Consider the following 21,682-nt stretch of genomic DNA (forward strand, 5'->3'; position numbering starts at 1 on the left):
GGAATCTACATGCCAGTTAGAAGAATAGAACACGTTGGACTTATGGTTGCAAACTTAGAAGCATCTATCTCATTTTATGAAGAAGTAGTCGGCCTACAGCTCCTTAAACGTATGGGGCACCCGAACCCAGACTTAAAACTCGCTTTTTTAGGTGTGGAAGAATCGAAGGAAACGATACTCGAACTCATTGAAGGTTATAACTCTTCTCTTCCGGCAGAGGGAAAAGTACATCACATTTGCTTTAAGGTAGATTCATTAGAGGATGAAATCGAAAGACTAAAGAAACACGCAGTAACCTTCTTACTAGGAGATGAAATCGAAACATTACCAGATGGAACACGTTACATATTCTTCGCTGGCCTTGATGGGGAGTGGATTGAGTTTTTTGAAACGGAGAGATAAAGTGAAACTTTATTTTGCGGGATAGAAAAGGAGCCGGAATTCTGGCTCTTGTTTTTAACCAGTAACAATGAAACATACCTCCAACCTAAGAATTTACCAAGATTAAAAACACAATCATTTTGTTAGGAGGAGAGAATGGGAAATACAGTCTTTATTATTGTTTTTTGGATACTGATACTATTCCCAATCCTTTATGTAATCAAGATAAAGGATTGGAATATAAAAACAGCTGCCTTATTTGTTGGAAGGATTCTATTAAGCATTTTCTATTTCATAAATGGAATGGTGTTAGGTCTGCAACGAAATTGGATAGAACCTCCCCATGAAACAGAATGGGATTTCTTTGTAAAGTCTTTACTAAACGGAAAAACTGATGCACTTATACACTTTTTACTTCTAATTATTATCATTACTTTGGATTTATTCTTTACATTTTATTATATCAATAAAAAGAAATAGGATATTCTATCCTATTTCTTTTTTTTATGAGTAGCGCCATATCGCTATCAAACTAATGTTTTACGCTGCCCCTAAACAATAATTTTTTACATTTTTACTCTGAGAATGTCAATTTTACTATTTTTGGGGTATTTATTTTTACTAGCTTGATGGACATGGGTTTGATTTATTTTCTTAGGTTAGTAGACATGTGGTGCTATCCCATTGCTATTAAGCTAAGAATTTAAGTGTAATATCATTTAAGGTAATACTTAAGATACAAATAAAATATCTTTTCCATGTCGCACTGTTTTATTGAAGTCTATCCCGAGTTGTAGCTAGTTCAATGCGACTGTAAATTCGGAGTTCGGTGCGCCAGCAAATACAACTGTTCCGTTCTCTGGTAGTTTCACTTTGTTATTATTACTAACAACGCTAAAATTGACGCATACTCCATTCCCATCATACACCGCGAATGAACTTCCTGATGGCAACTCCACATTCATCGTTTTCCCTGCTACCTCTTGCGGAATCGTAAACCATTTCGCATGCCCATTTTTTTGCAGTGTAACTTTCGATAATTGACCTGCATCAAGGGATTTTACGTTAGATTCACTGACGTATAAAAAGCTGGCCATCTCCATATACTCAGTACCATTCTCTGTATAGAAATGAGCTTCCTTCGTATCCCTCCCATTCATCACAGGAATCTGAATTTGATGCGTCGCCGTATTCGGACCTGTAATTTTTTTGCCGTCCCAATAGCCATCCTTGATCGTAATTTGTGTGTTAAGAGGTATTTGTTGTCCTAGATAATTTATAGAATTAAATTTTTCGTTAACAAGGTAGAACTTGCCGCCCTCGCGCTTCGCCCATGCAGCAGCTGTTTTCTTCGGTAACACATTGTTTTCTAATTTCTGAGCTAAATAGTGAGTCAGCACATTTTGCCCCAATCCCGGTGATAATTCATATGTGCTCTCTCTTAAATAAACTTTTCCATTCTTCTCAGTGACGAAGTTAAGCTTGGAAGTACCCTTTTCATTTATAAAGCTTCCATCCGCCGTATATACATATTTTTCTTCCGGTTTAGTTGGTAAAAACAGTTCTCCCTTCTTCGTAATCTCTATTTTGAAATGGCTTTGGATATTTCCATACAATCCTGCTTTTTTTACCACATCTTGAGGCACTTTAGCCTTGACTGGCTTGCCGAAGGATTTATCTGGTTTTATATCCTTAATTGCCCCTTTCTCTTTAAGCCTAGCTAGCAGTAATTTATTTGCCAATAGTTGATTTGTCATGCTGCTCCCACCGGAGGACAATACAGCTGCTGCCATCTTCTGTTCTGGAAGCACGACCAATGTAGCATGTTGCAGCATCGTATCCCCACCCTTAGTCAACGCCTTTATCCCATATTCACTGAATGGGTATAGTTTCACACTATCCCAGCCAAGACCATAGTTGAACATATTTCCGCTATCTCCTGGCCACATTCCTTTTTTATATTCTTCTTGTTCCATCGCCTTGATTGCTTTATTAGAGAGAATTTCTTTTCCCTGTCCCATAAATATTTGTGAGAATCGCACCACATCTTCTGCAGTAGAGGAGATTCCTCCCGTACCAATCACATTTACCATTTCACTTGGAAGCTGTCCCTGGTATGTCGGAGAATACTGTCCAGCCCGCTTTTCGTCTTCCCATTTGTCTTGCGATGTTATCGTTTGATTCAGTTTTAATGGCTCTGTAAACTTTTGATGTAGAAATTCAGTAAAACTCATACCGCTGACTCTTTCTACCAAGATCTCAGCCAGCGTAAAACCGTCATTACAGTATACTGAAAACGCGCCAGGGTCTGCCTTCAAGTTTTGGTTGGACAATTGTTGCAACAAGATATCATGGGCATAAGCATCATTATCTTTAAATAAAAATGCATTATTGAACGTCGAACCTTGCAAACCTGAGGAGTGATTCAACAGCATACGCGGTGTAATGCGTTTATATCGTTTATCTTTCATTTTGAACTCAGGAATATAGCCAGTAACAGGAGCATCCAAATCAACTTTTCCTTCGTCTACTAGTTTCATAACAGCCGCTGCTGTATATACTTTACTGGTTGAACCAATTCCGTATAGAGTATCTTTAGTTAATGGTTCTTTCCCTTCTATGTCGTTCTTGCCTGTCTGCCCCGACAAAATAAGTTTACCATTATCAATCAGCGCATACTGCACGCTAGTCGTCTCATAGGACTTCGTGAGTAGTTCAGCGTTCTCTGCAGCAATCTTCTCCAAATCTTTACTAGCAACTTCTTGGCTAGATACAACCGGAGCCTTACTGCTAGAAGACGCTATCGCTCCTGTTGGCAAGCTCATCGTTAGGGCCAAAGTAGCGGCTAACACCCCAGATAATTTATTTTCCATAAAAAAATGCCTCCTTAGATAAATGATTAATTTCATCTTTTATTTGTTCAATTACAAACATCACATAAACTACTATTCTGGCTTTATCCCTACTGTTGTAATAAACGGTAAAACCTCTCTTTTTCACATGTATGTTAGTACCATAAATGATTTTTTTATTTAGAATGCGCTTGTTACTAGTTTGGTTTTCGTATAAATAAACCCTATTTATCCTCCCTCTTTTGTGCTTCTCTATATTTGTATCCTACATAATAAAAATTTCTTTTTTCTTATGCATTTCTTACAATTTCCTTACGTTCAAATCACTTCTATAATTAGGTAAATTTTATTTTAAAATCTCCAGGATAATAAATGCTTATATAATCCCACAATTTCATAGAAGATGGATTCATACCCCTGCGCCAAATCATCATACACATCTCTGCTATTTCCTTGGATGCCCCCCTCAACCTTTACAACAGTTCCAACTGGCATCAACACTTCTTCACGTTCTTATAAATAGTAATAACTAATCAACTCCTTACCTGAAAATAAATGAATATAGAAAAAGAGAGATAAGGTTAAAATACCTTTATCTCTCTTTTTCTTTCACAAATTTTGCAAAGATTTTTTTTGTAAGAGTCCCCTCACCATCAATTTAAGAATTAAAAAAAGAAGGGGATTATCCCCCTCCTTTTTACGCTTGCTCCGACTTTCGAAATTATTTAATATACCCACGATTCAGTTCCGTTAACTTTTCATTGATGTTAAAAATTTTCACTCTAATATCTTTTACACCAGCTGCTTCAAGTCTGCTCTTGTGCATTTCCGCGTATTTTTCAGCATCTTGTTTTTCTTCAAATACATAAATGCCTCCAGCTTCTTTTGTTTCTTCATTCTCTGTCCATATTTTCCAATGAAACCCTTCTTCTTCGTTAATACTTTTTGCTAAATCCCAAAATCCTTTTTCCATTTCTTCACCAAAAGGACCTTCAAACGGAAAATCAACTTGTAATAAATATGCCATTTTCACTCACTCCTATTTTTAATATAAAATTCTTCCCATTCTTTTACTGATTATGATTCAAATGATCGTAATGTCTAAATCAGTATTGCTATTATTATTCAAGCACTAATTTGAGAATCCCCCTATTTGTAAAATAATCACATAATGATAGTAACTTGAACGCATAAAGTGAAAGTTTAATAGTTTTCGGTTATTTTTAAAAAATGTGATACAAACTTATCCCTAAACTAAGGACAAACAAAACAAGTGCAGGTATCGCTTTCTTAAAGGGATCTCTCGCTAATACAATTAGCGTTAATGCAGCTGCAAGCATCGTACCGCCTAATAACAAGCCTGCCCATAAAGCTACTGTTGAAATCCAAATTCCTATCAACATTCCAATCGCTCCTACAATCTCAAAAGCTCCAGTTAAGAAATTAAAAAACGAAGGTAAACCAAATCGTTTGAACTCATCTGCCATTTTCCCGGATATAATTTTCGTTCCCGTCATTAAAAAGAACAGAAACAACACTACTTTTACAATATTGATGAAAATTAAAATAGTAATCACACCTCTCTTATTATTTGGTAAAAACTCAGTATTGTTCAGATAATAGTCACTACCTTTATCCTATTTCCTGAGATTACCTGTATGGAAGTCGCTTCAATTTACATTACCCTTTTCAATATTAAAGGGCTAGAAATTACATGCTATAGCATGTATAATACAAAAAATTTGACTGGTACTAAGCAAAAAAGTGACCCTGAATCAGATATCATACAAAATAAAGTTATCTTCCCATTCTTCCAAATGAAAATTATGTGCTATAGCATATATAATACCTAAAACAAAGTTTGTTCCTTATGAATAGCATAGCATCAATAAGGAACAAATATTAATAGTGTGTATCATACAATTTGTTTAATAACGATTGTAATACTTTAATTTCTTCCTCGCTCAAATTACTCGTAACGAAATGGTGAGCGTCTTTCACTACAGGCAAGATTGTTTTCTTTAACTCGTCACCTTTTTCAGTTAAAAAAAGGTTATGTGAACGCCTATCTTGGTCATTCAAAGCCTTCTTTACAATCCCTTTTCTCTCCATTGACTGTATCATTCTAACAACAGTAGTTTGATCTTTATCAATAGCTTCCGCCAATTCTTTTTGAGTAGTGCTCCTTTGGCTACAAAGAACACTAATAATCCCCCACTGCTCTGGCGTAACTCCATACGGCTTTAATTTCTTCGTAAAATAATTGGTCATTTTCACATCAGTACGATGAACAAGATAGCCTATTAAATCATGTAAGTTCATATATCACCTCTATAAATTAAGATATAAAAGGATATAGCATACCAGTCAATCATTCACAATGAATGTATTTGTTTCACCATATATATGCTATAGCACATATAATAAAGTAGATTATTTTAATTGTCAAATGATTTACCTATTATTTTTCGAAAACAAAATCGCCCCCTTAGATTATAGAAGGAATGACTAATTTGACGTATTTCTCTGGCGATTTCTCCCCTGTCGTTTTATGATATGCTAATAACATTTGATAAAATATGGTATCTACAAATAGTCAAATACCTTTAAAGATACCTCGTCCAGTTCTTGCTGTTGCAAGATAAACAGCATATAATCAGTTAACCACCCTCATGAGCAACAAAAACATAAAAAAGACATTCCAAATACGGAATGCCTTCTTTCATTTTATAAACCCATCCACTTAAATCTATTTTACAACTATAACATTCAACACGCTGAAATCTTCTATTTAACGTAATCAATTAACTAAAAAAATTGTTAATTGCACAATGCTCTTCTCACTTTTCTTGCAAAATTTAGTGGATCATCAACGTCTTCGATATTAACGTAAATCAAATTTGGATCATCACATAACCACTCATTGTGTATAGACGAAACGATTATTCCTTGTTTAATAATTGTCGCCACAAATTCAGTGACTTCTTTTTGTAAGAGTGCTACTCGGCCTAGGCATAATGCCCGTCCAGTTTTATTGTCTCGTGATTCGAATGAAAAGGAAGTTGTTACTCTAAAACGTTTTCCCAAGATTGTTGCTCGTATTTCATCCCTGTTTATTGTTGCCACGCATTTCCCACCGGCGAATCCTTCTTGTCCACCGATAATTCTTGCAAACTGTTGACAAATTGATTCCTCATTAATCGCCATACCTTTAATCATCTCCCCTTTTACTGTTAGATTATGAATGAATACATAGGTCTGAAACGGTAATGAATCTAATGTATTAAAAAAATGATGGCAATCTACCGAGAGCTATTAGCTCAATTATTCTTGATTATTTAAATTAACTCGGCTATATATGTTAAGACATTTTTAAAGAGCATAAAAAAGACACCTTAAGGTGCCATTCTCCGATTTGAGAATCATATCTATGTATGGAGAAATTTAGAAAAGAGAAGCTTCTAACTATAATTTATAGAACTCTTATGCCATGAATTACTTACATATTTCCTTATTTACTAGAAGAAGAATCTCAGTTACATTATTTTCTGAACAGTCTCGTTAAAGCCATCCCAAGAAATCCAATGCCCATTCCTATTAGCCATCCAGTTTGGGCATTACCTAACATAGATCCCACTCCTCCACCAAGAAACATACAGCCAACGAATACTAATCCTCCAATTCCCCAATTCGGCCGTTCCATAATTCAATCACATCCTTTCAATAAAACATATGCGATTAGCTCCCTCAACTTTCTTCTATAGGATAGTTCATTATTTTGCTTAGGTTTAGCGCTTCAAGGAATTCAAAAATTTTTCTTTTTTATATAGACCATTCATTTGCCAAATTTCTGTTTACTTATATTTTTTAAAAGAAGGTTTCCATTCTGTTAAATCCTGATAAACAAACGTTATATTGTTACATATTTCCTCTACAACTTCGTACATACGTTTCATATCACTAGTCGTAAATAATATAGATCCTTTGCGTTGAGTGCTATCTACAATAGTTGGTATGATGTCTCCCTCTTTTACTAATAGATCAATTAATACGAACTCGGATATGTTATTTAACTCCTTATACTTGATTTCTTTTAAGCAACCTGGTTTTGGAATCAAGCTTAAAGACATAGCATGACATTTTGAAGATACACATCTAAATTCATCTATAGTCTCAGTAGCTAACGCATCATAATAGTATCCAAATTGGGATATGCCGGTTGTTAATTCCACCATTTTCCAGATGTTACCACCACCTATTCTAACTTGAGATTCTATAATTATTGGATTATTTTGTTTGTCTATCTTTACTTCTGTATGAGTAATGCCGTTTTCCATTTGCATGTCGTCCAAAAATAGCATTACTTTTTCCATAATTAATTGTTTTTGAGATTCATCTATAGGTGCTGGCATAATAGTATAGTTTATTATAAACGTATCTTCTTTAAATACTTCAGCTGATATCGCTAGTATAGAATGTTTTTTGTTATAAGAAACGGCTTCGACCGTATAAACTACATCACCTTCAATGTACTCTTCTGCTAAAACAGGTAGTTGAATACCATTTTCTTTAAAAAATACCTCTACGTCATCTCCCGTGTCTAGCTTAGATACACCTTTACCACCTACGCCAATCGGGGGCTTTATTATAATACTATCTTTTTTGTTCAAAAATTCATTAATATCTTTAATGTTATTGCAAACTGTCGAATCTATCGAAAAGTCTTTACCTGCTAGCATTTCACGCATCATGTCTTTATTGCGGGTTATCATATTAGCATTGTAAGAAGACCCTTTAACATTAAAAATCTTTGCAATTATGCAAGCCGTATCTAATGCTGTTTCGTTGAAAGATACAACCACATCAAATGGTTTCTCTTTGAATAATTCTTCAGCATAGTATATAGACAAGGGTATATTTGTCGTGTCTAATTCTTTTTTATAGAAACATTTTTCTAAGATAGTCCCATCAAAATATATGTGTTTAGCGTACGATCCTATGTACGAAACAATATAGCCACTGTCTAATGCATCTTGTATAGGCTTTGTCCATCCCCCTATAAATAAAATATGGGGTTTATTTTCTATGCCAGTTCCTTTTAATACCTTATGCATCACAATCATCTCCTCTAAAATGAACTCGTATATTCAATATTATTTCCTTTTAATACACCTCGTCTTAACAACGCCACTAAACACAATGTTGTTCCGAATCCCCCTATAAATAACGTAGTTTGAAGCCCAAATATAGAAATTAAAAATGCACTAGCAAAGCTCCCCAATGCCCAAGCTCCCCAATTTAGCGTACGCTGTACAGCATTTACTCGCCCTAGCATGTGATTTGGTGAGGCAAGTTGTCGTATAGTTGCAGCGTAAGGGCCAAATACACCTTCTCCCATACCATGTATGATACTTGCGGCTACTATACCGTAAACTGTTCCCATATATCCCATTATCGGTATAAAAACCAAACCGGTAACTGATACAGTAGCACTATAAATAAGCATTTTTGTATTATTAATTTGTTGACTTTTTTTCATGAGTATCGTATTACCTATTAAAAATCCGACCGCTGCTGAGCCTACAACAAATCCTATTTCAATTTCAGATAGACCCATTACCTTATAAAGGAATATTACTAAAATGCTATTTAATATGTATTTAAAAAAACCGTAAACAGCACCACAAGTTACAATCGGCTCCAATACAGGGTGTTTTTTGAAATATACCAAACCTTCATATATGTTTTGATATATAGATTTTAAATTTACGTCTTTTAAAGAACCTTCTGTATGCGGTTTAAACTTTGAAATAATTAATACAAACATAAAACAAACAAAATACGTTACTGCGTCAACAGTAAACGAGCCTGTTAATCCAACTAGAGTAATGACGATTCCAGCTAGCATAGGACCAATTACTATAGAAAGAGACTCCGAAAGTGCTAGTTGAGCATTTCCTTTTTTTAAATGGTCTTTATCTGTTACTATTTCAGGTAAGAAAGAAGGAATGGCAATGTTGTAAAACGTGGTGAATATTCCATTTAAAAACATGATAAATACCAGTAAAGGGAACGTTATAATATTTGTTACAGTCAGTATGAATACTGATAAAAATAATACTCCTTGACATAAACTACAAATTAGCAAGACATTTTTCCTATGAAAAATGTCTATTAAAGCACCGGCTACTAATCCGAAAATTAGATAAGGGACGAATATAACCCCACGAAGCATAGCAGCATTTGCTTCACTTGTTTGTAACACCTCTAATGCAAAAAGTGGCAAAGCTACTATTGTAAACTGAGTACCTAACAAACTTATAGACTGTCCTAGCCAAAGCTTGTGAAAATTAAAATGTTTGCTACCTTTCATAATATCCCCCCACTAAATTCATATTTATAAATTATCAAGTTAACGATATAAATAAGAACAGGAAAAGCCTATCTTTCAACTAATGTCTGTAGCACATAAAAATTCGAATCCTAATATAAAAGCGATTTTAGTTTCAAAATGAAGACTTGATCTTTAAAGCTCTCTTGGCTATTAAAAAGCTCATTTTCCGAAAAATAATTCTGCATTCGTTTATAAACCAATTGATATACAGATGAGATTTATTTGTAAAAATCTAGTTATTAATTAGCTTGCTTCGAATTCATTTTCCGATTTTATGTCACTTTGAATCACCTCCAGCATCAGTATAACCTTGAAGGCACGCTGTTGTACGCATTTTGGAATGTAACAGCAAGATATCAAAGTTACGATGACAAGTTTTTATGTAATTATACGTAATCAAATCTGCACGATTTGAGGAAAAGAACAATCTGTGAATCTAAGGTATCAAGTTTGAATTCAACTCGTCACAAATACACACTTGGATTGGAACGATACTTTTATAGCGGTGATATATCAAGTTATCCTTTCCTATGATTCTTCAGAAAGAATAGCGTATTTTTTCATATTAGGTGTTATTTTGTTTTGTTAGTTTGATAGCGATGTAGCACTCCCCTTTCAAAATAGTAAAGTATAAACATGAAAAAACTCCTAACAAATTTTGTTCGGAGTTTTTTCAAATACGCGATATTTATTTAATCTTCATTATTGATTTCTATTGTACCTGTTCTAGCACTAACTTTTAAAATATTTAACAGATTATCAGGTGTCTTGATTTCCACTTCATATTCAAATTTTGATTGTGCTAAGTTGTCATCTTCTAATTCGAATTCTTTTTTCACATTAATAATTTCTCCATTTGTATGAGCTAAAGAAATTTCACGAACTTGTTTCTCTGTGTAGTTTTCATTCTTTTTTGCATAATTGTAACCCATGCCATAATATCCACTAATAATAGCAATACCACTTACTAAAATAGCAATTACACTTATCATTATTTTCTTTTTATGTTTTAACATTTCCATCCACTCCTTAATGATTAATCCTCTATTCCAAATCTTGCTTCAAGTGCATTTTCTGCTTGTTCTAATTGATCTTCCAGTATATCGTGTTCTCTTTCTTGCGTTTGATATTGTTCAACAGTTATCGTTCCAGCGTGATAATCTGCTTCTAGCTGATTATCAGATAGATCTATCTTGTCATCCAGTTGGTCAATTTCTTTTTTTACTGCTAAGTACGTATTTAGGTTTTCTTCTTTTGCTCCAACTGGTTTCGTGTTATTTGCCTTTTCTACAATAGATGTGACTTCGTTTTTGAAATCTTGTGTTTGCTTCGTATCATTCGTAGCAGGCCCTATTTTGCTTGGTTCTTGTTGTAGTTGAGCAACTTCTTTTTGTAATTTATCATTTTCCACTTTCAATTGTTGTACTTGTGTATTGTTATCAGCTTGAGTAGAACAAGCTGTTAACAATACACAAGACATTGCTCCAATCAGCATCCATTTTCCCATTCTGTTTTCCTCCCTTTACATGTGCACCTTATCCTTGCCTTTATATTACTCAACAAACATTAAAGGAAGATTAATGTACAAAAAAATAAAGTGAAGGCTTTTACAAGTAGCCCGACTCCCCCCTCGCATTCGCCGAATTTTGAGGGAGGAGTCTTACTGCCCGTTAATGCTGGATAAAATGATATAATTAACTAGTTTCTAATCTTTCTTTAATGTTTTGGAATTATAGTGATACATATTAATAAGAAGAAAAGGAGAATGTTAATGCGAGTTCTTATTGTCGAAGATGAACAAGACTTACAAAATATATTGGTAAAACGATTAAATGCAGAACATTATAGTGTCGATGCATGTGGGAATGGAGAAGATGCCCTGGATTATATAAACATGGCTACCTACGATTTGATTGTACTTGACATTATGATTCCAGGAATAGATGGTTTACAAGTATTACAAAGATTACGCGCGGACAATAATACAACTCCGGTCTTGCTCCTTACAGCTAAAGATACAATTGATGATCGTGTAACAGGACTCGACTTAGGTGCGGATGATTATTTAGTAAAGCCGTTTGCTTTTGACGAACTGTTAGCAAGAATCCGAGTGTTAATGCGAAGAAAAACAGGAAATACATCTAATGTGTTTGAAATCGCTGACCTAGTGGTAGATTGCAATATGCATAAAGTAACAAGAGGAGACCAAGTTATCACTCTTTCCAGTAAAGAATTTGCTATTTTAGAATATATGATTCGCAATAAAGAAGTTGTGTTGACACGAGATAAAATTGAGCAACATGTGTGGAATTACGATTATGAAGGTGGCTCGAATATTATTGATGTTTACGTCCGCTATCTTCGCAAAAAAATTGATAGCCAGTTTGAAACGAAGTTAATTCATACAGTACGAGGAACTGGTTACGTATTGCGAGTAGAATCATGAAAAGACTATCAATAAAAATGAGAGTAACTCTGTGGTATACGGGGCTAATTGTAATTATTATGGCAATCGTGTTAGCTTTTATTTTAACTTCTTCAGATAAAGTTTTGCTTTTTAATATGAAAGATCAATTGAAGAACACAGTAAAAGAAAGCATGGAAGATATCGAATATAAGCATGGACAATTAAAGATGGACGATGATTTTGAAGCCTTAGAAGATGGAGTAAATATTAGTATTTATAGTAAACAAGGTGAGCTGCTAGCAGGAAATAGTCCAACAAGCTTTAATAAACAGATATCGCTTAAATCTGATGAAATACAAACTATTAAAGACGGTAATAAAGAATGGATAGTATATGATTTTCTCCATAATACAGGCGGCGATCAGCAAGTCTGGGTTCGTGGAATAATGACTATGAACCAATTATCCTCAACGATGAATACGCTTATTGTGGTAACAATCATCTCATTCCCATTACTTATTCTCATTGCGGCAGTCGGGGGATATTTTATTACGCAAAGAGCGTTTCGACCTGTGCAACAAATGAGTGATTCAGCTAGTAAAATTGGTGATGGTAAAGACCTTTCGAAGAGAATTAATTTACAAGGTTCACCGAAAGACGAAATGTATCATTTAGCACAAACCTTTGACAAAATGTTTGAGCGATTGGAGACATCATTTGAAAGTGAAAAACAATTTACATCTGACGCATCTCATGAATTAAGAACGCCAACATCTGTTATTATTTCACAATGCGAATACGCTTTATCGCAGAGGAATAACCCGAAAGAAATGGAAGAATCGTTAGAAGTAATTTTAAAGCAATCACGTAAAATGTCCGCTCTAATCTCACAACTCTTATTATTAGCAAGAGCTGACCAAGGAAATCATAATACTTTCCAATTTGAATGTATCAATATGAGTGAATTAACGGAAATCGTTGTAGAAGAACTTTCATTAATGGTTCAAGAAAATTCGATTGAAATAACAACTAATATAGAGGAAGACCTGTTTATTAAAGCAGATCAAACATTGATGATGCGTTTATTAATGAATTTACTAACGAATGCGATTGCTTATAGTAAAACGAGCGGAACTGTGAATATGCAACTATTCCGTGATGAAACCAACATAATAGGTAAAGTCTCCGATAATGGCATCGGCATCAGCGAGCAACATATTACTAAAATATGGGACCGCTTCTATCGAGTTGACGCAGCACGCACTTCTTCAAACAACGGAAACACAGGTTTAGGATTGTCTATGGTAAAATGGATTGTCGAACTACACGGAGGAGAAATTGCAGTTGAAAGTGAATTAGGAGAAGGCAGTACTTTTACATTTAAACTACCAATTGAAAAAAGAGCATAATTTATGCGCGTCTGTCGCTTCAAAATAAAGATTAATATTTAAAAGCTCTCTACAATCCTTATGTAAAAATAACTGACGCATTTTAAACATCATCGATTTTATCATTTTGGACAACCTATTCTGTTAAATTGATATACATGCGAAAAAACTATCGAAATAAAACCCCAGAAATCCAACGGTCTCTGGGGCTCCACTATATATTTAGCTCTTTTTGCTTTTTGTTTTGTTTATGTCTATACAGCAATTTTCGGCTTATTAGAGAAATCACTAATAAGGTCAGAATTAATAAGATAAGTTGCATAAATGATAAATCAAAATATTTAGCACCTGTAACGATTAAAAGTGTAGAAATCGTGCCTTTTACAACGAAAAAAATAATAACCCATAATCCGCCTTTTTTCCAGTTCATTTTATATTACCCTTTCCTACGTTTAAATTCTTAAAAGATTTAATTATAGTTCTTAAATGTGACAACTTAATAGAACTCTATTATATTAACAAAAAATTCATGTCTAATTAAATGCAACGATTCTATATTAAGTGAAAATGATATTCATTGTCAATTTTATTGACTATTTGAATACTTATTCTTAATCTCTTCCTACTTTGTTTCTTATTAACAATACACTTTTGTATTCAAACAAAAACACCTCCATTACATTTGCACACTTAGTATGCGAATGCAAGAGGTGTTTTTTCATATACCATCAGGTAAGATTTCCTGTTTTGTTTATTTCTTGATACGTAGCTATTTTTTAATACACGATAACTGGATCATACGTGTTCAAACTATCATATACAGTTTTTGCAACATTAGGAAGAAGGTTCACACATCCACCTGATCCTCCTGTTAAATAAGCATTATTTCCCCAGTCTTTTCGCCAGCCGGCATCGTGGAATCCTTGACCACTATTTGTGAATGGAACCCAGTAATCTACTTTAACCGCATAATCAGCTTTTCCTACTGCGTTACCTCTTAGCGTATATGGTGTTCGTTTATAGAGGACGTACCACACACCTGGTGATGTATCTTCACCAGTACTATGTTTACCAGTTACTACATTTGTTGTAACAACTAATTTTCCATCTTTGTAAATCCAAATTTGTTGCTCTGCAATTGAAACTTCCGCATACGTGTCTCCGATGCCATTATTCGCTGTTGTTTTATAACCGATACCTTCCTTCTCCCAACCATTTCCGTGAATATTAGAAGCAGAAAGCGACTTTTCGCCTTTCTCAAAGGCTTGTTGAACTTGTTTAGTTTCTTTTTCAACATCTAGTGCCCAGCCGTATCCTTGTCCTTTTACTGATATGACTGAACCGGAATGCGTTTTAAATGAGAAATCTTTATTTAATGTTGATTTGGCATTATTAATTTCAGTAATTTTCTTCTTAATATCACTCGCATCAATTGTAACTTTCATATCCTTTGACATAGAGGCATTTTGAATTAAATCTTTCGCTTTTAAAGGATAAACTTCATCCTGCACTTTATACTCAACAGACTGCCCAAGAAGATTCTGTAGTGCTTTCTCCTCTTTTTTGACAATCGGATCGTCTTCTTTAATAGGTTTTATGTATGCAGACTTCAGATAAATTTCGCTTTTATATTTTTGCTTATCATAATCTTTCAGTAGACTAGTAACATCATACTGTTTCCCTTCCACACTTTTCGAAATAACAATTTTCCCTTGTTCTAGCTTCGCCATAGCATCTTGAGGCGCTTTTAATTTTTCATTCATAGAGATGAGCGTTTCTTCTACAAGTTTTTTCATCGTTTCACTACGATACTGATCTGCCTTCTCTGGTAGCAATGAATAATTTTCTCCCTTTGAGGAAGGGAAAAATGTCCACTGACTTTTTAATAATTTCTTAACTTGAGGCAAATCTTTTTCCGTAAGTTCCGTTTTTGTATCTTTTTCATCTAAAATTTGTTGTTGATCAACATAGACTTTGTTTGCTAGTCCAGATGTCTTTAATTTCTGTATTGCCTGATCAGCGCTCAGACCACCAACTTTTGTGTCATTAATTGTAACATTCGAATTGAAGTGAGTTGCCTGATAATAACTCATTCCCCCAATAAGAAGTGCAATTACACCAATACCCACTGCGATAAACTTCCAATTTGTATAACGTTTTTTTGATCTTACTCGTTTTTGATCAATTTCTTCAACTGATTCATTTGTTGTATTGTTGTTCATCAATCTTTCCCCCGTATGCATTAACGTCAAACGATTTTCAACTAAAATCATAAACTAGTGTACCTTATTTTTCCTAAAATTTCATTATTTCCGACCACATTTTATCACAATTTAATGATTAAATTTAGATTTTTTAATAGTACGATGCATTGAACAGTCACTTACAAGTCATAAAGTGAAATTTCAATCAACCGTTACACCAAGGAAATTAGCTAAACCTTCTTTGGAAAACTTTTTCTCTTTACGTAAAATACGAATTATATTATCCATTTTTATGAACATCCCCCCCTAAGTTTGTCAAAAAAATAAACGATAGTCCTTCTATATTTTTGATAGAAGGACTATCGTTTTTTCAGTTAGAGTATTTGTATAATCGTTTAACTTTTTATTTCCTGAAGGTCAAACGTGATGAAGATGATAAAATTTCATCTCCAAGCCTTTAAATGAAAACATTATGTTTTTTATGGCAACCTAGTTTATCTTCTTAGCTTGATGACGATGGGATATCACCACATGTCCAGCAGCCTAAGATTAAGTAAGAGTCCGTTCAACTAGATTTTTTCTAATATTTTTAGGAGCATCTTATTTCAGCTTCGTTATATTACACTAATTGAATTTAAAACACATCCGTATGCTATTTAGTAAAATTTACGATTCGAGTCATAATTATTGCAGTAGCCAAGATAATAATAGCGGTTATCAAACCAGATTCTCCAATCCAAATCTCAGTTTGATCTCCTGTACTTGCACGTGCGAAAGGTCCTTGAATAATGGCATTCCAAGTAGTATGAATGATAACCGAAGGCCAAACGCTACCTGTGATAAGTCGTAAATAAGCTGTAATATAACTGAATGGCACAATACAAAAATAGATGCCAAGTACTGAAAGAAAGACAGATGTTCCCTCTACATATAGACCAGCAATAACAATTGGAACATGCCACGTTGCCCAAATTAATCCGCTAATAAGAATGGGACGTGAAAACTTTGCATCGATTAGCCTTGTGAGCATATAACCTCGCCATCCTATTTCTTCCCCCATAACTGGGATTAAGTTAAGCAAGCTTCCTAAAACTCCGCTCAATACTACTATAAAAATGAAACTTAATGATATCGGTAGATACTGAAATCCAAGTATATTGTAAATAGGTTCTAGCATACCACCTTGCGGAGGCTGAAACCTCACAAGTCTGCTAAACCAGGCAATAGAATAAGTAATTCCACATATTATCATAGGTATTAACAGCGCAAAACCAATCCCCTTCCATATCTTTAAGTTACCGAGACTAAAAGATACATCTTTAAACCCTTCTTTCAATATTATGCGAGTCAAAATAGAAGAACATGCTGGGGTAAACATATATACCACAATAAGTGGCATACTTTTAGTAATCATTACTAGTACATTTAGGATAATAGAAGTAATAGTTAAGATACTTAGAAAAAGTTGAAGTCCTATTTTAGCACGTTGGATTTTATCTTTATTGTGGAATGCTTCTCCGCGTAATAACATTGTAATCCGCCCTTCCCCTTTTATTCATTTGTTTATCAAAATTACTTCCTGTCATTTCAACAGCTACAACTTAGAATAAAGATATTTTGGCATACAGATTCATTCATCTTTACAATCCCTCCCAAATTCATAATCTAATCTTACTTGCGGCTCAACAATGTAATTATTATTTATAAGTTGTCATAACCGATAGTACAAAAGTGTAATGATTAGTCTATGACCTGTGTCAATTAACCTTATGACAATATGTAACTAGAAAATATGATATGGAATAAATAACAATTGAATTAAGGCAATTGATTCGTGCAAGTACATGAATCAATTTTGCTTTTACAAATAATTCAATTGAGGTGGAAAAAAATGAATAAGAAAAGAATAATTGCAATGGTTAGTACAGCTTTATTAGTCACAGGATGTGTAGAAGTAGGAAACGCTCAAACGGTAGCAATCGAAAATTCAGGTCAATCAATCCAAAAAAATATAGTTAAATCAATACAATCACAGGCTAACCCATTAAAAACGATAGAGCCGTCAAAACCATTTGAAGATTTAAAACCACTTAAGAAAATGATTGGGAACGCACAATATGTAGGATTAGGAGAGAATACCCATGGAAGCTCTGAAATTTTCACTATGAAATTTCGCCTTGTGAAATATTTGGTTACTGAGATGGGTTTTACAAATTTCGCACTGGAAGAAGATTGGGGAAACGGCTTAAAGCTAAATGAATATATCCAAACAGGAAAAGGAAACCCTAGGGAATTTTTAAAATTGTTATATCCTACTGATGAAATCATAGCCATGATTGAGTGGATGAAAGATTATAATGCTGATCCATCCAATAAAAAAAAGATCCAATTTATTGGACTCGACTTAAAAACGTTGGACCAAGGTAGCTTTAATAAAGTAATTGATTATGTAAGGGTGCATCGACCAAATTTGCTGGCAGAAGTAGAAGAAAATTATAAAGAATTATCATCTTTTACCGGCAGTATACAAGAATATATGAAACTTACTCCTAAATTGAAAGAGAAGTTCAAAGCAAACGCTGAGAGAGTAGCCCGATTACTAAATGATGAGAACGAGCAAGCCAACACAGAAATAATTCCATCCGAGTACATCTGGGCGAAAGCAACGGCAATTGCAATAGAGAAATTTACCACAATGCTACTTCCTAACGACTATCCAAGTATAATAAAACTACATGAACAATACTTGGCCGATCATGCAATGTGGGCACAAGAGACATTTGGTGGTAAAACGATGGTATGGGCACACAATATTCATATAGCTAAAGGAATTATCGATGAGAAATTATACCCTTATGTTGCGGGGCAGTTTTTGAAGGAACGTTTAGACAATAATTATGTCACAATTGGTAGTACAACTACGGAGGGAAATTTCACCTTATACAGCGAATATGATCCTTCCACTGGAGGTAAGATTACAACAGACACTATTCCACAAGATGTAAAAAGTTTCAATTATACTCTCGGAAAAGTGCCATATAAAATGTTTTTATTGGATAACCGTCACCTTAAAGGACAAGCAGAGAAATGGGCTAAAGTAAAAAGACCATTACTAAGTATAGGGGGACAAATCATCCCGAACAGTTCGGTATACTTTGAGACTTCATTGCTTGAGCAATTTGATATTATTTTTCATATTCGAAAAACAAGTCCATCTCATATTAAATAAAAGTACAAAACAATCCCGTTCTTGCACATGCAAAAACGGGATTGTTTTGTGGGGATTAATAAAGTGAAACTTTAATCAGCAGGTTTTTGTTCATCCCCCACTGATTATTAGCCTTCACCAATCGTGCGTTTACCGGCAGCCCGCCCCCCACCTAACGCTGAATTTTGAGGTGGGAGTCTTACTGCCCAGTAAATAGCGGGATAAAAGCATCTTTTTTAACCAGAAGTAGGCTGCTCTCCCCTTTTTAACATCATTTAGAACTGTCATATGACACTTTTACACTAGTGAGACTGACAAAAAAAGCAGTATGATTCGGTTATTACATAGATAGGAGTGATGAACTTTATGAAATCAAGATTCATCCAGAATGGTTATTTTTTATTGCTAACTTTCGGTACAGGATTTTTTTATTTTTGTTTTTACCTAATAGCTCTGCTATTTAGTTTAACGCTTTCATTTACTGTTGTTGGGATTCCATTAATTATACGCGTACTACAGACTACCACACCCTTTATCCAATTCGAGCGCATACAAACGAAAATTTATACAGATATTTCAACAGACTCTTACGATAGAAGTATAACAATGGATACATCGAACTGGGCTCAGGTGAAATTAGTGCTAACAGATCGTCGCACTTGGTGTGCTGTCTATTGGTTAATGCAGAAATTTGCGATTGGCATCTTCAGTCTCATTAGTGCAATCATTTTTTATGTAATGCCACTTATGTTCCTGTTGGCACCACTACTGTATCGATACATCGATATGAATATTATATTTATACAAATAGATACTTTTGCCAAGTCACTCTTTGTAATGTTTATGGGTATAGTATTTACCGCCATAAGTATTAGAATAGTCGATGGTTTGACAAAGAAAATTGGGGGCTATACACGTAGTATGATTCGGCAACTAAATCAATAGAAGTTTGCAGTCTGTGAGTAGTATCGTAGTTTTAAATTAAAAAGTATAATAAGGCAGGAAGGATTAAATTATAATATAGGAAGTAAAATGGTAGGCTATTTAGGGGGTAAAGGACTTGTTAGATATGGTTAAGTATTGGTTTTGGTATGATTGGATTATGTTAGGAGTACGCCTACTTGCTAGTGTGTCTATCATTCTAGCTACATTAAATTTTCAGGATGGTTTAACATTACCACTTTGGATTATTATTCTTTGGGAAATTATTGCCTTCTCAATTCCATGGGTAGCCTTACTATTCAATTATAAATATTATTTGTTCACAGAAATACTGCTATATGGTGGACTATGTATATATTTAACCTCATTATTTCCGGAAGCTTACAACACATTTCTTATATCAGTTTTTCTAATTGCTGCGAATAGTAAGCATTTGTCCTATTATTGGACAGCTCCAATAACAGTTTTTATAACAACTGGAATTTTCTATGCGGTTGCGCCAAGTAATAGCTATTGGATTATGGTCACCTATTATGGATTCGCATATGTAATGGGCTTCGCTTTTCATTTATTAATCGTCAATCATAAACAAAATGAATCAATTCGTAAACAAAACGCGGTACTTGAGCAATATATGTCTCAGATTGAACGCATTACACTGGCGGAAGAACGAAACAGACTGTCGAGTGAGCTTCATGATACAGTTGGTCACGCTTATACTTCTATTATTATGGGGATGGAAACGTTGCGCACCGAACTTGCTACTGAAATGGGTATACAGAGGCTAGATTCTCTGCTTGAAATGGGACGTAAAAGCATCGAGGACGTGAGAGGTTACCTACATCAAATGGAGTCTCCGTGTCAATCGCCTTCCTTAATTCAATCTCTCCAAAATCTTGGAGCCGAATTTCAGGAGCACGCTCAGGTTAATGTAAGTTTTCGGACATACGGAGAGGAATATGAATTGTCTCGGCAAACGAAGATAGCGTTCATTCGTTGCTTACAAGAGTCCCTTACGAATGCAGTACGTCATGGTCAGGGAACTGAAATTATAGTTTCATTGCAGTTTGAACAACAATATACGAGATTAGAAGTTCAAGATAATGGAAAAGGAAATGTAGAATGGCAGGAAGGCTTCGGTATGAATACGATGAAAGAACGAGCAATGAATTTGCAAGGTCAATTGTCTGTATATACAAAGCCAGATGAAGGAATGCTTGTTACATGTACCATACCGCGACAAACTGAAATAAAAGATGGACTTATTCGTTTGTTAATTGTAGACGACCAGCCGTTTGTTCGGGAAAGTTTGAGGACACTACTCGATAGATATGAAGATTTAAATGTAGTCGGTTTGGCCGAGGATGGCAATGAAGCCATCGATTTGTGTGGGCGCCTTCAACCTCATGTTATACTTATGGATTTAGATATGCAACACATGGATGGAGTCGAAGCAACCAAAAAGATTAAGCAACAATGGCCACATATCCGCATATTGATTTTTACAACTTTTCAGGATACCGAACAGGCGTTGGAATCGCTTCGCAACGGTGCGGATGGTTTTTTACTCAAATCTATTGAAACATTGGAGCTAGCTGATACGATCCGACTTATTCACAAAGGTGGGACACTGATTGATCAGGGAATGTCTCACAAAATATTTGAGAAGTTTGATGCGCCAAAAGAGACACCACAATCAAAAGCAACCGCTTATGAGCTAACAGCTAGGGAGATAGAAATATTGCAGCTAGTAGCAAAGGGACTTCGATACACTACCATAGCATCAAGGTTATATTTATCGAATGGTACGGTCAGAAATTATGCTTCCACAGCTTATACAAAGCTAGGAGTCCGTAACAAAGAAGAAGCTGTTCAAAAGGCTCTAGAAATTGGAATTATTGAATAA

At 34.6% G+C, this 21,682-nt stretch carries 20 protein-coding genes; 7 read left to right on the top strand and 13 right to left on the bottom strand.

From position 1 onward, the window contains the following. Positions 1-9 precede the first annotated feature (9 nt). Positions 10-402: a VOC family protein gene (locus GBN91_RS11140; protein ID WP_016122819.1), complete on the top strand. Its 393-nt coding sequence runs from the start codon at positions 10-12 to the stop codon at positions 400-402. A 135-nt stretch (positions 403-537) separates the two neighbouring features. Then, positions 538-861 (top strand): hypothetical protein, encoded by a 324-nt coding sequence (locus GBN91_RS11145; protein ID WP_016122820.1) that lies wholly within the window; start codon positions 538-540, stop codon positions 859-861. Positions 862-1,178: 317 nt separating this feature from the next. On the opposite strand, the gene GBN91_RS11150 is transcribed toward GBN91_RS11145, so the two are convergent. The 10 genes from GBN91_RS11150 to GBN91_RS11190 all read right to left on the bottom strand — a co-directional run bounded on the left by GBN91_RS11150 (position 1,179) and on the right by GBN91_RS11190 (position 11,134). Beyond that, positions 1,179-3,254 carry a serine hydrolase domain-containing protein gene (locus GBN91_RS11150; RefSeq protein ID WP_049108421.1) on the bottom strand — a complete coding sequence of 692 codons (2,076 nt, stop codon included), beginning with the start codon at positions 3,252-3,254 and terminating at the stop codon, positions 1,179-1,181. Positions 3,255-3,954: 700 nt separating this feature from the next. Further along, entirely contained in the window at positions 3,955-4,260 is a 306-nt protein-coding gene (locus GBN91_RS11155) for a monooxygenase (protein WP_000323757.1), read from the bottom strand. 196 nt (positions 4,261-4,456) lie between these two features. Beyond that, on the bottom strand, positions 4,457-4,807 hold the full coding sequence (locus GBN91_RS11160) for a DoxX family protein (RefSeq protein ID WP_033685496.1): 351 nt from the start codon (positions 4,805-4,807) through the stop codon (positions 4,457-4,459). Positions 4,808-5,135: 328 nt separating this feature from the next. Then, positions 5,136-5,555, bottom strand: a complete 420-nt coding sequence (locus tag GBN91_RS11165; RefSeq protein WP_001048563.1) for a MarR family winged helix-turn-helix transcriptional regulator — start codon at positions 5,553-5,555, stop codon at positions 5,136-5,138. A 498-nt stretch (positions 5,556-6,053) separates the two neighbouring features. Continuing rightward, the gene (locus tag GBN91_RS11170; RefSeq protein ID WP_152121634.1) at positions 6,054-6,440 is read right to left on the bottom strand and encodes a DUF1259 domain-containing protein; all 387 of its coding nucleotides are present in this window, start codon (positions 6,438-6,440) and stop codon (positions 6,054-6,056) included. Between the two features lie 334 nt (positions 6,441-6,774). Further along, a complete protein-coding gene (locus GBN91_RS28855) occupies positions 6,775-6,936 on the bottom strand; it encodes a hypothetical protein (RefSeq protein WP_000441009.1) in 162 nt (53 codons plus the stop codon). 151 nt (positions 6,937-7,087) lie between these two features. Continuing rightward, positions 7,088-8,356 (bottom strand): ATP-grasp domain-containing protein, encoded by a 1,269-nt coding sequence (locus GBN91_RS11175; RefSeq protein ID WP_152121503.1) that lies wholly within the window; start codon positions 8,354-8,356, stop codon positions 7,088-7,090. A gap of 5 nt (positions 8,357-8,361) precedes the next feature. Next, the gene (locus GBN91_RS11180; protein ID WP_152121504.1) at positions 8,362-9,606 is read right to left on the bottom strand and encodes an MFS transporter; all 1,245 of its coding nucleotides are present in this window, start codon (positions 9,604-9,606) and stop codon (positions 8,362-8,364) included. Between the two features lie 713 nt (positions 9,607-10,319). Next, positions 10,320-10,643: a PepSY domain-containing protein gene (locus GBN91_RS11185; RefSeq protein WP_152121635.1), complete on the bottom strand. Its 324-nt coding sequence runs from the start codon at positions 10,641-10,643 to the stop codon at positions 10,320-10,322. A gap of 20 nt (positions 10,644-10,663) precedes the next feature. Continuing rightward, positions 10,664-11,134, bottom strand: coding sequence for a hypothetical protein (locus GBN91_RS11190; RefSeq protein ID WP_100650541.1), 471 nt, complete (start codon positions 11,132-11,134; stop codon positions 10,664-10,666). 264 nt (positions 11,135-11,398) lie between these two features. On the opposite strand from GBN91_RS11190, the gene GBN91_RS11195 reads away from it, so the two are divergent. Together GBN91_RS11195 and GBN91_RS11200 are read left to right on the top strand one after the other, a co-directional pair. Further along, complete coding sequence (locus GBN91_RS11195; protein ID WP_001264526.1) at positions 11,399-12,073, top strand: response regulator transcription factor; 675 nt, start codon at positions 11,399-11,401, stop codon at positions 12,071-12,073. Further along, positions 12,070-13,443: a sensor histidine kinase gene (locus tag GBN91_RS11200; RefSeq protein ID WP_152121505.1), complete on the top strand. Its 1,374-nt coding sequence runs from the start codon at positions 12,070-12,072 to the stop codon at positions 13,441-13,443. The genes GBN91_RS11195 and GBN91_RS11200 overlap by 4 nt, the downstream gene beginning before the upstream one ends. Positions 13,444-13,636: 193 nt before the next feature. Here GBN91_RS11200 and GBN91_RS11205 read toward each other — a convergent pair whose 3' ends face one another. The 3 genes from GBN91_RS11205 to GBN91_RS11220 form a co-directional block, all read right to left on the bottom strand. Then, positions 13,637-13,852, bottom strand: coding sequence for a hypothetical protein (locus GBN91_RS11205; RefSeq protein WP_001104104.1), 216 nt, complete (start codon positions 13,850-13,852; stop codon positions 13,637-13,639). 346 nt (positions 13,853-14,198) lie between these two features. Further along, on the bottom strand, positions 14,199-15,644 hold the full coding sequence (locus GBN91_RS11210; protein ID WP_152121506.1) for a L,D-transpeptidase family protein: 1,446 nt from the start codon (positions 15,642-15,644) through the stop codon (positions 14,199-14,201). Between the two features lie 634 nt (positions 15,645-16,278). Then, a complete protein-coding gene (locus tag GBN91_RS11220; protein WP_086388659.1) occupies positions 16,279-17,157 on the bottom strand; it encodes a CPBP family intramembrane glutamic endopeptidase in 879 nt (292 codons plus the stop codon). A gap of 360 nt (positions 17,158-17,517) precedes the next feature. On the opposite strand from GBN91_RS11220, the gene GBN91_RS11225 reads away from it, so the two are divergent. From GBN91_RS11225 to GBN91_RS11235, 3 genes are all read left to right on the top strand, one after another. Continuing rightward, positions 17,518-18,855 carry an erythromycin esterase family protein gene (locus GBN91_RS11225; protein WP_152121507.1) on the top strand — a complete coding sequence of 446 codons (1,338 nt, stop codon included), beginning with the start codon at positions 17,518-17,520 and terminating at the stop codon, positions 18,853-18,855. A 345-nt stretch (positions 18,856-19,200) separates the two neighbouring features. Next, positions 19,201-19,779, top strand: coding sequence for a sensor domain-containing protein (locus GBN91_RS11230; RefSeq protein ID WP_086412429.1), 579 nt, complete (start codon positions 19,201-19,203; stop codon positions 19,777-19,779). A gap of 115 nt (positions 19,780-19,894) precedes the next feature. Beyond that, entirely contained in the window at positions 19,895-21,682 is a 1,788-nt protein-coding gene (locus tag GBN91_RS11235) for a helix-turn-helix transcriptional regulator (protein WP_152121508.1), read from the top strand.

Origin of the sequence: Bacillus sp. B1-WWTP-T-0.5-Post-4 (assembly GCF_009183795.1) — a bacterium.
Taxonomy (GTDB): domain Bacteria; phylum Bacillota; class Bacilli; order Bacillales; family Bacillaceae_G; genus Bacillus_A; species Bacillus_A cereus.

What these genes read in the sequence shown, in the direction of transcription:
- GBN91_RS11140 (WP_016122819.1), top strand. Translation starts at nt 10, where the DNA reads ATGCCAGTTAGAAGAATAGAACACGTTGGACTTATGGTTGCAAACTTA.
- GBN91_RS11145 (WP_016122820.1), top strand. Translation starts at nt 538, where the DNA reads ATGGGAAATACAGTCTTTATTATTGTTTTTTGGATACTGATACTATTC.
- GBN91_RS11150 (WP_049108421.1), bottom strand. Translation starts at nt 3,254, where the DNA reads ATGGAAAATAAATTATCTGGGGTGTTAGCCGCTACTTTGGCCCTAACG.
- GBN91_RS11155 (WP_000323757.1), bottom strand. Translation starts at nt 4,260, where the DNA reads ATGGCATATTTATTACAAGTTGATTTTCCGTTTGAAGGTCCTTTTGGT.
- GBN91_RS11165 (WP_001048563.1), bottom strand. Translation starts at nt 5,555, where the DNA reads ATGAACTTACATGATTTAATAGGCTATCTTGTTCATCGTACTGATGTG.
- GBN91_RS11170 (WP_152121634.1), bottom strand. Translation starts at nt 6,440, where the DNA reads ATGGCGATTAATGAGGAATCAATTTGTCAACAGTTTGCAAGAATTATC.
- GBN91_RS28855 (WP_000441009.1), bottom strand. Translation starts at nt 6,936, where the DNA reads ATGGAACGGCCGAATTGGGGAATTGGAGGATTAGTATTCGTTGGCTGT.
- GBN91_RS11175 (WP_152121503.1), bottom strand. Translation starts at nt 8,356, where the DNA reads ATGATTGTGATGCATAAGGTATTAAAAGGAACTGGCATAGAAAATAAA.
- GBN91_RS11180 (WP_152121504.1), bottom strand. Translation starts at nt 9,606, where the DNA reads ATGAAAGGTAGCAAACATTTTAATTTTCACAAGCTTTGGCTAGGACAG.
- GBN91_RS11185 (WP_152121635.1), bottom strand. Translation starts at nt 10,643, where the DNA reads ATGTTAAAACATAAAAAGAAAATAATGATAAGTGTAATTGCTATTTTA.
- GBN91_RS11190 (WP_100650541.1), bottom strand. Translation starts at nt 11,134, where the DNA reads ATGGGAAAATGGATGCTGATTGGAGCAATGTCTTGTGTATTGTTAACA.
- GBN91_RS11195 (WP_001264526.1), top strand. Translation starts at nt 11,399, where the DNA reads ATGCGAGTTCTTATTGTCGAAGATGAACAAGACTTACAAAATATATTG.
- GBN91_RS11200 (WP_152121505.1), top strand. Translation starts at nt 12,070, where the DNA reads ATGAAAAGACTATCAATAAAAATGAGAGTAACTCTGTGGTATACGGGG.
- GBN91_RS11205 (WP_001104104.1), bottom strand. Translation starts at nt 13,852, where the DNA reads ATGAACTGGAAAAAAGGCGGATTATGGGTTATTATTTTTTTCGTTGTA.
- GBN91_RS11210 (WP_152121506.1), bottom strand. Translation starts at nt 15,644, where the DNA reads ATGAACAACAATACAACAAATGAATCAGTTGAAGAAATTGATCAAAAA.
- GBN91_RS11220 (WP_086388659.1), bottom strand. Translation starts at nt 17,157, where the DNA reads ATGTTATTACGCGGAGAAGCATTCCACAATAAAGATAAAATCCAACGT.
- GBN91_RS11225 (WP_152121507.1), top strand. Translation starts at nt 17,518, where the DNA reads ATGAATAAGAAAAGAATAATTGCAATGGTTAGTACAGCTTTATTAGTC.
- GBN91_RS11230 (WP_086412429.1), top strand. Translation starts at nt 19,201, where the DNA reads ATGAAATCAAGATTCATCCAGAATGGTTATTTTTTATTGCTAACTTTC.